This is a genomic window from Luteibacter sp. HAY1-4A (assembly GCF_056755355.1).
In genome coordinates, this window is record NZ_JBNDHZ010000058.1 from 16,933 (window position 1) to 27,931 (window position 10,999).

The following is a 10,999-nucleotide window of genomic DNA, read 5'->3' on the forward strand; positions in this document are numbered from 1 at the left end:
GACCTGCGGTTGCGGACCTTGAGCAAGTACCAATCTATCCTGCAATCAGCCACACGTCCCTGGCTGTGGGTGGCCGTTGCACTTCTCGTCACCTTTCTTGCGTATGTTCCGGGCCTTCACGGCGCTTGGCTGTTCGACGACTACCCAAACATCGTCGACAATGCAGACCTTCGCATAAGAAGCCTGTCGCTCGCAGAACTTACTTCTGCAGCGTTGTCCTCCCCATCGAGCGATTTCAAGCGGCCGCTCGCCTCCTTGAGCTTCGCCCTCAACATCCACGCCAGTGGCGTCGATCCGATGGCGATGAAGCTTACGAACGTCATCATTCATCTGATAAACGGCCTGCTCGTCTTCCTCATTGCACGCCGACTGATTGACGACGGCCAGACGCCAGACGGGTCCGCCAGCCGGACCGCGGCCCTCGTCGCCGCAGCTTGGCTCCTGTTGCCCATCAATCTCACTGCAGTGCTTTACGTCGTGCAGCGCATGGAAAGCCTCGCGAACGTCTTCGTCCTGCTTGGCCTGCTCGGATACATCGTGGGCCGTCAGCGCATGCAGCGTTCACAGGGAGGATTTGCACTCTGCGCAATCTCGCTCGTGCTCGCCACAGGATTGGGGCTTCTATCCAAGGAGACGGCGGTTCTCACACCGCTGTATGCATTCCTCCTCGAATGGCTGATGTTTCGGGACAAGAGTCCAGGGCAGCGCCTTCCGCGACGCATCGCGATGTTGTTCGCCTTCGTTTTGTTCATTCCCGGTCTGCTGGGTCTCGTATGGGTCGGACCTACGCTATTTCGCGCTTCCACTTGGGCCACCCGCGATTTCACGATGACCACCCGCCTCCTAAGCGAGGCGCGGATCGTGCTGGATTACCTCGCATGGATCGTCGTCCCGACGCCGTCGGCCCTTTCCTTCTATCACGATGAATTCAAGGCATCGACGAGCCTCCTTTCGCCCCCCGCGACACTGATAAGCATCGTAGGCTTGGTGATCCTTGCCAGCTTTGCGTTCGCCATTCGGCACCGCACGCCTCTGTTTTCACTGGGGATCGCCTGGTTCCTCGCTGCGCAATCCCTGACAGCTACAATAATCCCGCTAGAACTGGTTTACGAGCACCGCAATTATTTTGCGAGCTTCGGCATCGTACTCGGTCTGATGACGGCGCTTAGGGGCAACGGCACAGCTGTAAGGATAGGACATCCACTCGCGCGGAACGTGTTGACAGGCCTTGCGTTGGCGTACTGGGGCACTCTCACCGCCTACTCCGCGTATCGTTGGGGTGACCCTGTCAGGCTGGCTCAGGAACTGGTGGTACGCGCTCCCGATTCGCCGCGCGCGCAGTACGAACTCGGGCGAACCTACATCATCGTGTCGGGATACAAGGCAAGCTCCCCTGCTGTCCAGTTGGTTGGGCCACCCTTGGAACAAGCAGCGGCGCTTCCCGGCTCGTCCACGCTTCCCGAGCAGGCGCTTATCTATTTTGCAGCCCGCATGCATCAACCCATCAAGATGGAATGGTGGGATTCGATGGAACGGAAACTCAAGCGGCGCCCACCCACGATCGAAGACGAGAGTTCGATCATGTCGTTGAGTTCCTGCAATCTCAAGGATCTGTGCGCGCTCCCGGCGGATCAGTTGCTGCGGCTTTACATAGCCGCTCTGAGCCATCCCAGGCCGAGGGGCCGCCTACTGGCCGCTTATGGAGACTTCGCATGGAACGGCCTGGGAGATCGTGAACTCGGGTTCCGTATGGCACAAGCTTCCAGTGCCGCGGAACCTGCCGAACCTGCCTACCACATCACAGTCGTGCGGGAGGCGCTGGTGCTCGGGAAAACCGACTTGGTGGCAGAGCACATGGCGGCACTCCATCGCTTGAACCTCAACGGTCGCCTGGACGACTCGATCAAATCGCTAAAAAAGCGTGCGGAAACGTATGGCGGCGGTGCCGCGAAGGCGGGCACTTGAAGATTCTCATGACCAGTACGTCCTACCCGGCCGACAGAACCGACTGGCGTGGCGTGTTCATACGCCACCTGGCCGGTGGCATCGCGAGAGTCCCCGGTACGGAATTGCGTCTGTGGGCTCCGCCCGGTGAACTGCCGGAGAACGTACGCAGCGCGGCCACGGCCGATGAAGCGCGCTGGCTGGGTGAACTGATGGCCGCAGGGGGCGTGTCCCACTTGATGCGCGAGCGTGGGCTACGCGGCATCTCTGTACCTTTGCGCCTGGTGCGCATGTTATGGAGCGCATATCGACGGGAACGCGACGTCGATATCTATCATGTCAACTGGTTACAGTGCGCATTGCCGTTGCCCTCCGATGGTAAGCCCCTGGTTGTCTCCGTGCTGGGCAACGATCTCAATCTGCTTGGCATTCCAACCATGAGAAGGCTCCTCCGAAGGGTGTTCAAGGGTCGCGCCGTCGCCATCTGTCCTAACGCGGAGTGGATGGTTCCGAAGCTCGAAGCCGCTTTCGGCGACATGGCGCGGATCGTCTCGGTGTCCTTCGGCATCGATCCCGTCTGGTACGACGTCGTCCGGCAGCTTCAACCCCATCCGGAGTGGATCGCGGTGACCCGCCTCACAGCGAACAAGCTCGGTCATCTGTTCGAATGGTCGGAACCTCTTTTTCGGAATCAGCCGCGCACCTTGCATCTTCTTGGTCCGATGCAGGAGCAAGTCGCCATTCCCGAGTGGGTTCGCTGGCATGGAGCGGCGGCGCCGGCGCAGCTGGCCTCGACCTGGTTCCCCAGAGCCCATGGGCTCATCACGCTCAGCATCCATGCCGAGGGAAGACCGCAGACCATGTTGGAAGCCCAGGCCGCCGGCCTGCCGATCGTCGCGACCGACATGCCCGCGCATGCGACGGTGGTCGAACACGGAAAAAACGGTTTCCTCTGCGGGGACCCTTCCGGCTACGCGGAGGCGATCGCAGCCTTGGAAAACCCCGACGCGAACGCGGCTTTCGGCGCCTCTGCCCGATCTGCCGCCCGCGCCGTTTTTGGAACCTGGGACGATGCGGCGAACCGGTATGCCGCCATCTATGGCCGATTGACGTCCAAGCGTCGGTAGCGCGGGATTGAACGCCAATCAATGCCCCGTCACACTGCTTCAAAAGCGACCGAACCCATGACGACCATGACCCGTTTCCCGCTCGCCATTCACGGTGCCCCGCCGCGCTTCCAGGAGCCCGTACACGTAGGACGCCCCAATACCGGGAACCGGTCGGCGTTCATGGCGCGAATCAACGCCATGCTGGACAGGAAATGGCTGACGAACAACGGCCCGCTTGTCCAGGAACTCGAGCAGCGCATCGCCAGCGATCTCGGCGTCCGCCACTGCGTGGCCATATGTAATGGAACCATCGCACTGGAGATCGCGATTCGCGCGACGGGGTTGAGGGGTGAAGTTATCGTGCCGTCGTGGACCTTCGTCGCGACCGCCCATTCCCTTGCATGGCAGGGAATCACTCCGGTTTTCGCGGACATCGATCCCGTTACGCACAACCTTTCCCCTGCTTCGGTACGTGCCGCCATAACGCCGAGAACCACGGGCATCATCGCAGTGCACACCTGGGGCCGGCCTGCGGATATCGACGCGCTGACCGACATCGCCGCCGAGCGTGGTTTGCAGTTGCTGTTCGATGCCGCCCACGCCTATCGTTGCACTTACCGCGGGAAACGCATCGGCTCGTTCGGCGCGTGTGAAGTGCTCAGCTTCCATGCGACAAAGGTGTTCAACACGCTGGAAGGCGGTGCTGTTGTCACGAACGACGACAAGCTGGCCGATACGATGCGGCTGATGCGCAACTTCGGCTTCGCAGGTTACGACAACGTCGTACACGATGGCACCAACGGTAAGATGGTGGAAGCCAGCGCAGCCATGGGCCTGACAAACCTCGAAGCCTTGTCATCGTTCGTCGAGGCGAACCACACTCGTTACGAGGTTTACCGTGAGCGCCTGGCGGGCATCCCCGGCATCACCCTCGTGACGTACGACGAACAGGAAGAAAACAACTACCACTACATCGTGGCTTCGGTGGATGAGCCGTCGAAGGTGGGACGCGACGAATTGGTCGATATCCTGCACGCGGAGAATATTCTCGCGCGGAAGTATTTCTGGCCAGGCTGCCACCGCATGAAGACCTATGCCCACGAGGCGCCAACCGTATCGCTCGAATATACGGAGCGTGTCGCCGCGCGCAATATCGTGCTTCCCAGCGGCCCGTCGCTCACGCTCGACGACATCCACCTCATCTGTGACGTGATCGCGTTTTCATGCGAGCACGGCCTCGTGCGCTCATGAGCCATCACGACAAACTCGCCATTTTTGGTGCAGGGGGCCACGCGCGCGAGGTCGCCTTCGTCGCGGAACGCTGCGGGGTGGCGCCGGATGCCATGGCGTTCGTCGTCGAGGAAGCCTACCTGCGCGAGACGACCATCAACGGCATCGCGGTGCATGCGATCGAGTCCGGTCATTGCGACGGATGGGGCTTCATCGCAGCGGTCGGCGATCCCGCACTGAGAGAGCGCGCGGTTCGGCTTTGTGTTTCCCGGGGCATGTCAGCGGCGACGCTTTGCGATCCAACCGTTGGCCTGCACCGTACCGCGGCACTCGGGGAGGGCTGCATCCTATTCCCCGGCGCGGTCCTCACCGTCAATGTGTCGCTGGGCAAGCATGTCCACGTCAACGTCAACGCCACGCTTTCGCATGATTGCCGCGTGGGCGACTACTCCATCCTTTCCCCCGGCGCGCACGTGGCCGGACACGTCCACATTGGCTCGCGCGTTTTCGTCGGTATCGGCGCCAGCGTCGTGAATGGACTTCACGATACCCCGCTGACGATCGGCGACGACGCATTCATAGCCGCCGGCGCGTGCGTGGCCGAACCGGTTGCTGGTGGCGTTCGCGTGATGGGCGTGCCGGCGAAGGCCCGCTGACTTGAGCGTACCCGGCGCCGTCAAGCACGCGACTCGCTGGGGCGGGCTCGAAATCGGCGTTCGCTACGTGCTGCAGTTCGGCGTGACCATCGTGCTGGCCCACCTTGTCGACCCCTCGGCCTACGGTGTCGTCGCCATGGTGCTGGTATTCACGGCCTTGGGAAATGTCTTCGTAGATTCCGGCACGGGCCTGGCGCTGATTCAGCGACAGCGCACGACTGCCAACGAGGAAACCTCGGCGTTCATCATCAACCTTGCCATTTCCATGGTGGCAATGGGTGTCCTGATCGCTGCATCGCACGCCATCGCGAATTTCTACGGGAGACCCGAGATCTCGGCGATGTGCATCGCCCTTTCCGTGATTTTTCCCCTGAACGCTCTTGCCGTCGTTCCGGACGCGCTGCTTACCCAGCAATTGCGCTTTCAGGTCAGGACCCGCGTGGAAGTGGGAAGCTCACTGGCATCCGGTGCCATCGCCATCCTGGTGGCCATGACAGGTGCGGGCGCCTGGGCGCTGGTCGCGCAAGCCATCACATCGATCGGCATGAGGACGCTCATGCTCTACATCGCTTCCGGGTGGCGCCCGTCGGGACGCTATCGGCACAGCGATGCACGATCGATTCTCTCTTTTGGCGGCTACATGCTGGTGGCCGGGCTCATCGACACGGCTTACAACCGTCTCCAGGCGGTCATCATCGGCCGAATGTTCACCGCACGCGACCTGGGTTTCTATTCGCTGGCCCAGAATACGCAGCAGGCACCCACATCGTTCGCCGCAGCTCTTCTCAATCGGCTGGGATTACCTTTGCTGTCGGCTGCAAGGCATGACCTTGTCGAGGTGAGGCGGGTGCACCGCGCCGCCCTCTTCATGAGCCTCTTCGCTTTCATTCCGCTCATGATCGTTCTCGCCGTATATGCAAGCCCGATCGTCGACCTGGTTTACGGCGAACGCTGGGCGCCGGCAGGCCCGCTCCTGTCGATCCTGGCCCTGGGTGCCATCCCCTGGCCTGCCCACGTGCTCAGCCTGGTCGCACTGAACGCCATCGGCGAGCCGCGGCTCGTGCTGCGGGTGGAGGTCGCGAAGAAGACGCTTGCGGTGGCGCTGCTTCTGGCCAGCGCCCCGTGGGGAATAACGGCTATCGCTTGGTCCACCGTCATTACCAGCGCGGTGTCCTACCTGCTCAACGCATATTTCGTGGGGGATATACTCCGCTACAATGCCGCGGCACAGGCACGCGACCTTGTGCCAACCCTCGTGGTAGCCGGGTGCACGGGCGCAGTCGCCGTCGCCTGCGCTGCCTTGTTGCCCCAGTCATGGATGGGTGTTGGCGGCGGCATCGGCCTGGCGCTACTCGTTCATGTGGCGGTCGGCTGGCTGGTGTCGCATCCGGCGGTTTCAGGCTTCCTGCAACTCATTCCTTCGAGAGTACGCTGACATCATGGCCCCCAACCTGTCCCGGACCATGAAGCCGACACTACTGGTCGTAGGTGCGAACGGATTCATCGCCTCGCATCTGCTTCGTCGTCTTCGGAACGACGGGTATGACGTGGTGGCGCTGTCAAGGCGACCCTTCGTATTCGGGAACGTGAAGTCGCTGGTGACCGGCAATCTCACGACAGAGGACTACGCCGGCTTGCTGCGCACCGTCGAAGGCATCGTATGGCTCGCGGGTACCAGCACCCCCGGCTCCAGCGCGGGAAAGCCCTTGGCGGAGCTCGACGACAACCTGCGTCCGCTGCTCGAACTCATGGAAGCAAGCATCGGTCTGAAACCGAAACGCATGATCTTCGTGTCGACCGGCGGAGCCATCTATGGAGACGTAAAGGAGCGGAATGCCACCGAGACGTCGCACATGGAGCCGAAGGCCTACTACAGCGCAGGGAAGGCAGCCGCGGAAGCGTTCCTTTCGGCTTGGGCGCACGAAGGCAGGCACTCGGTCACAGTGCTTCGCCCGTCCAACGTCTATGGCCCCGGACAACCCTACCGAAGGGGCTTCGGCATCGTACCGACCGTGTTCCATTCGGCGATGACCGGCGAGCCCGTCGTGATACGCGGCGATGGTCAGGCGACTCGCGACTACCTCTACGTGTCCGACCTGATCGACCTCATCATGAACGTCCTCGGCCAGCCGACCAGCATGGGAATGCACACCTTCAATGCCTCGAGCAGTATTCCCGTGCGGCTCAACCAACTGCTCGACCTGATCGACGAGATCACAGGAAAAACCGTGGTACGCGAGTACCGACCGGCCACGCCTTACGACGTCAACAGAGTGGTTCTCGATAACAGCAAGGCGTGCGAGGCATTCGCCTGGACTCCTCGGGTTGCACTGCGCGACGGACTCGAGAGGTCGTGGAGCGCAAGTCGATGATCTGCTCGATATGCATCGCCAACTTCAACGGCGAGCACATGCTGGACGCCTGCCTGGCATCCGTGAAGGCACAAGACCTCGCCGAACCCTACGAAATCATCGTGCACGACGATGCCTCGACAGACGCGTCCCTCGATGTCCTGGCGCGACACCCCGATGTCCGGGTCATTCGGAGCGAATCGAACGTCGGCTTCTGCGAATCCAACAACCGCATGGTGGCTGCCAGCCGGGGCGAGTACATCCTGCTGCTCAATAACGATGCAGCCCTGCTCCCCGACGCCTTGTCGACCTTCCTCGCGGACGCTCGACGGACACCTCGTCCTGCCATCCTGACCGCTCCCCAGTTCGACTGGTCGACAGGCGCCCTGGTCGACAGGGGGTGCCAGCTCGATCCTTTCATGAATCCGGTTCCCGTGACGGACGACGGGCATCCCGACGTCGCCATGAGTATCGGGGCGTGCATGTGGATTCCCCGAACACTGTGGGACACGCTCGGCGGCTTCCCCCTCTGGCTGGAGTCCCTTGCCGAAGACATGTATCTCTGCTGTGCGGCTCGGCAACGCGGATACGATGTTCGCTGCGTGCCCGCTTCCGGATATCGCCACATGCAAGGGCAGAGCTTCGGCGGCAACCGCGCGAACGAAGGAAAACTGCTCACGACGTACCGGCGTCGACGCCTTAGCGAGAGGAACAAGACCTTCCTGCTCGTGGTCTTCACCCCTGGAATGTGGCTGCTTCCCGCGCTTGGCGCCCATGTGACGACCCTGATGGGAGAAGGGCTGGTGTTTTCCGCTATTCGAAGGGATCGTCGACTTCTGCAAGAGGTCTATGTCGAAGCGGTCGTCTCTGCCTGGCGCCAGCGCAAATCGCTTTGCGCTCACCGGCAACGATTACAGAAGGCCCGGACTATCGGTACTTCGCAGTATTACTCAGCGTTTACCTGGTGGCCGCGCAAGCTCGCATTACTGCTCCGCTACGGCCTGCCTCGCTTCCGTTAACGCTGCTTTCTCGAACAGGAAGAACGGCTCCAGCGGGTTCACGCCATACCGCCTCGCGCTGATGCCGGGCAAAACCTCGGCGTGGGTACGCACGCATGGCCGCAGCCCCGACAGGCGTGTTATCTGCTCGGCAATGTCGTTACCGAAGATGCGGACATGATCCTCCTGGCCGTAGAGTTCGAGGCGCGCCTGCGCTGTCGAAATGCCGGGATCCTCGAACATCCTGGTCAAAACGAGGCTGTAGGGAGTTTGCAGTATGGCGAAGCCGCCCGGCGCCAGAACTCGCGCGATCTCCTTGAGCGCCGCCTCCAGGCCGTCGACGTGCTCCAGCACATGATTGGCGATGAGCACATCGAAGGCAGCGTCGGGGAAGGACATCGTCGTGATATCGACCTTGATCACATCGGATGAAGGTGGTTCGATGTCGGCCCGCAGGTATTCTGCCGGCTGGCTCGCATGAATCATTTCGACGAGCTTTTTCTCGGGCGCGAAGTGCAGGACCCGCGCTCCGTTCATGCGAGCCGGCAGGCCCTCGGCTTCGAGGTAGAGTTTCAGGTGGCGCAAGCGATCAGTCGCCCCGCAGCGCGGGCATTCGAAGCGGTCCAGATCGCTTCCGTTGAGCCGGAGCAGCCGCATCGCACCGGAAAGAGACGACGTGCCATTCCGGTAGGGCAGAAAGCCACCCACGCCATGCCCACATACCACGCAAACGTACCGCCGTGGAGTCAGCCAACCAAGGACGCCGGCCCTTGCCATTCTTGCAAAGCGCTTCAGCATGATTATCGAAAGTAGATGACGCGCGTACGCGTACGCAGGACGGAAGTAGAAAACGACTGCATACCCTGCCTCGCGGATTCCATGAGGAAATTTCCAAGGCATCGGAAAGCAAACCGGACAGGTGCTTCGGCGGCCCCTTTCAATGCCACGGGCCACCATGCCCGAAGCATCGCCGGGCTCCGAAGCCGCAAGGCCCGGAACGAGACGCGGCGAAGGAAATCGGCGCATGCCTCCGCTCGCACCTTGACAGGAACGACCGGCAAGGCAGCCTCGATGGCCTCGAAGTACTGGCGACGAACGGCATCGTTGTCGTAAACCAGCATCGATCCGGAGGAGTTCGACCGATATCCCACGAACACCTTCGAGGTATACGCCATGCCACCGGCGGCACCGAGCGCCAGGTGGATGCGGTAATCGATGAAAGGAGGTGTCAGGTCCAGCAAGGCCTTCCTGTACTGTCCGCGGTAGAGAAGCGAACTGTGATTCAGGAAATTGCCCCGGCGAAGCAGCCCGTCTGTGTCGAATCGCTGCGAGCGCGCATTGCTGAAAATACCCACGGGTTCGCGCTCATCGTCGAACACGAAGGCGTTGGTGCAGCATGCGGCGCACTCCGGTTCGTCTTGCAGCATGGCAAGCTGCTCGCGGAGCTTGCCGGGAAGCCAGAAGTCGTCTCCGTCCAGGTGCGCGATGAAGTCACCATCGGCAAGAGCGATCATGCTGCGAAGATTGCCTATGGGCCCTTGCCTCTCGGTATGGACGACATGATGTATCCGGCCCGGCCAGGCGTCGGCCAGGGCTGCGACGATATCGGACGCACCGTCGGTCGACATGTCGTCGCCAACCCAGATTTCCATCTCCGCGTCAACATCCTGCGAAAGCACGCTAAGCAGGCAGTCCGCGATGTATCGACGATGGTTGTACGTCGAAACGCAAACGCTGACCTTGGCACGCGTCATTCGTGCGGCCGGTACGTCAGCGACGTGATCTGCTCGGAAACGAGGCCGATCAGGAAAACGATGACGGCGGCACTCCACATCAATGCGCTGCCGTTGGTCAGGCGGCCGTACAGGAAATAGGTGTACGCATAGTTCGCGCTCCCCATGAGGAAGAAGGCGAAGGCCACTGGAACGAACAGCTTCAAGGGCGAATAGAGCGTCGCGATCTTGAAAATGATCAACAAAAAGCGAATACCGTCCTTCAGCGGCTTGATATGGCTCTTGCCCACTCTTTCCGCGGCCTTGATCGGCTCGTACGCCACGCCGTAGGCGCTTCGGAAGAACGCCATCGTGCTCGTCGTGGGATAGGAGAAGCCGTTCGGCAGGAGGTGGATGAACTCGCGGAAACGGGCGGCGCGGGCCACGCGGAAGCCGGACGTCAGGTCGGCCACGACCTGCCCCGTCATCCGGCTGGCCAGCCAGTTGTAGAGGGTGTTCGCCAGGCCGCGCCCGACGCCTGCCTGGCTTTCCCAGGACCGCGCACCGACGACCATGTCGAAGCCTTCGTCGAGCCGGGAAACGAGCCGTGTGATATCCGCCGGGTCGTGCTGTCCGTCCCCATCCATGAACACGAGGACGTCCCCTGTCGCCGCCCTGGCCCCACGCTTGATGGCGGCGCCGTTACCCATCGAGTACGGCGCCGAGAGACAGGTCACGCCGTTGCCTGCGCAGATGGCGCGGGTGTCGTCAGTGGACCCATCGTCGACAACGATGATCTCGGCGCCCGGCTGGGCGGCGGTCAGGCGTGGCAACAGGTCTTTCAGGGCAGCCGCCTCGTTCTTGGCGGGCAGGATGATGCTTATACGACTCAAGAGATCTCCCCCATGGCCGTTGAATCATAAGGGATATGCGCAGCGCGAAACGAGAAGGAAGCTGCGGAACCGCGAGCACCGGAGACCGACGGGACCGTCACACGGC

At 61.8% G+C, this 10,999-nt stretch carries 10 protein-coding genes; 7 read left to right on the forward strand and 3 right to left on the reverse strand.

Going from position 1 to position 10,999, the window contains the following annotated elements; genetic code table 11:
* Window positions 1–18: 18 nt before the first annotated feature.
* From ACPYOD_RS16680 to ACPYOD_RS16710, 7 genes are read left to right on the forward strand one after another with little or no spacing between them, the layout of a single operon-like run.
* The gene (locus tag ACPYOD_RS16680) at window positions 19–1,965 is read left to right on the forward strand and encodes a hypothetical protein (protein WP_481302834.1); all 1,947 of its coding nucleotides are present in this window, start codon (window positions 19–21) and stop codon (window positions 1,963–1,965) included.
* A gap of 8 nt (window positions 1,966–1,973) precedes the next feature.
* Window positions 1,974–3,071, forward strand: coding sequence for a glycosyltransferase family 4 protein (locus tag ACPYOD_RS16685; RefSeq protein ID WP_481302835.1), 1,098 nt, complete (start codon window positions 1,974–1,976; stop codon window positions 3,069–3,071).
* A gap of 57 nt (window positions 3,072–3,128) precedes the next feature.
* Entirely contained in the window at window positions 3,129–4,304 is a 1,176-nt protein-coding gene (locus ACPYOD_RS16690) for a DegT/DnrJ/EryC1/StrS family aminotransferase (protein ID WP_481302836.1), read from the forward strand.
* Window positions 4,301–4,939: a NeuD/PglB/VioB family sugar acetyltransferase gene (locus tag ACPYOD_RS16695; RefSeq protein ID WP_481302837.1), complete on the forward strand. Its 639-nt coding sequence runs from the start codon at window positions 4,301–4,303 to the stop codon at window positions 4,937–4,939. Before ACPYOD_RS16690 ends, ACPYOD_RS16695 begins: the two co-directional genes overlap by 4 nt.
* 1 nt (window position 4,940) lies before the next feature.
* Complete coding sequence (locus ACPYOD_RS16700) at window positions 4,941–6,374, forward strand: lipopolysaccharide biosynthesis protein (protein WP_481302838.1); 1,434 nt, start codon at window positions 4,941–4,943, stop codon at window positions 6,372–6,374.
* Window positions 6,375–6,402: 28 nt separating this feature from the next.
* Complete coding sequence (locus ACPYOD_RS16705) at window positions 6,403–7,311, forward strand: NAD-dependent epimerase/dehydratase family protein (RefSeq protein WP_481302839.1); 909 nt, start codon at window positions 6,403–6,405, stop codon at window positions 7,309–7,311.
* Window positions 7,293–8,309 (forward strand): glycosyltransferase family 2 protein, encoded by a 1,017-nt coding sequence (locus ACPYOD_RS16710; RefSeq protein ID WP_481302840.1) that lies wholly within the window; start codon window positions 7,293–7,295, stop codon window positions 8,307–8,309. Before ACPYOD_RS16705 ends, ACPYOD_RS16710 begins: the two co-directional genes overlap by 19 nt.
* Here the strand turns inward: ACPYOD_RS16710 and ACPYOD_RS16715 are convergent.
* The 3 genes from ACPYOD_RS16715 to ACPYOD_RS16725 all read right to left on the reverse strand — a co-directional run bounded on the left by ACPYOD_RS16715 (window position 8,274) and on the right by ACPYOD_RS16725 (window position 10,893).
* The gene (locus ACPYOD_RS16715) at window positions 8,274–8,996 is read right to left on the reverse strand and encodes a class I SAM-dependent methyltransferase (RefSeq protein WP_481302841.1); all 723 of its coding nucleotides are present in this window, start codon (window positions 8,994–8,996) and stop codon (window positions 8,274–8,276) included. The two genes, ACPYOD_RS16710 and ACPYOD_RS16715, sit on opposite strands and share 36 nt — an antisense overlap.
* A 92-nt stretch (window positions 8,997–9,088) precedes the next feature.
* Window positions 9,089–10,042, reverse strand: coding sequence for a glycosyltransferase (locus ACPYOD_RS16720; RefSeq protein ID WP_481302842.1), 954 nt, complete (start codon window positions 10,040–10,042; stop codon window positions 9,089–9,091).
* Entirely contained in the window at window positions 10,039–10,893 is an 855-nt protein-coding gene (locus ACPYOD_RS16725; RefSeq protein WP_481302843.1) for a glycosyltransferase family 2 protein, read from the reverse strand. The genes ACPYOD_RS16720 and ACPYOD_RS16725 overlap by 4 nt, the downstream gene beginning before the upstream one ends.
* Window positions 10,894–10,999: the final 106 nt, after the last annotated feature.

What these genes read in the sequence shown, in the direction of transcription:
- ACPYOD_RS16685 (WP_481302835.1), top strand. Translation starts at nt 1,974, where the DNA reads ATGACCAGTACGTCCTACCCGGCCGACAGAACCGACTGGCGTGGCGTG.
- ACPYOD_RS16690 (WP_481302836.1), top strand. Translation starts at nt 3,129, where the DNA reads ATGACGACCATGACCCGTTTCCCGCTCGCCATTCACGGTGCCCCGCCG.
- ACPYOD_RS16695 (WP_481302837.1), top strand. Translation starts at nt 4,301, where the DNA reads ATGAGCCATCACGACAAACTCGCCATTTTTGGTGCAGGGGGCCACGCG.
- ACPYOD_RS16705 (WP_481302839.1), top strand. Translation starts at nt 6,403, where the DNA reads ATGAAGCCGACACTACTGGTCGTAGGTGCGAACGGATTCATCGCCTCG.
- ACPYOD_RS16720 (WP_481302842.1), bottom strand. Translation starts at nt 10,042, where the DNA reads ATGACGCGTGCCAAGGTCAGCGTTTGCGTTTCGACGTACAACCATCGT.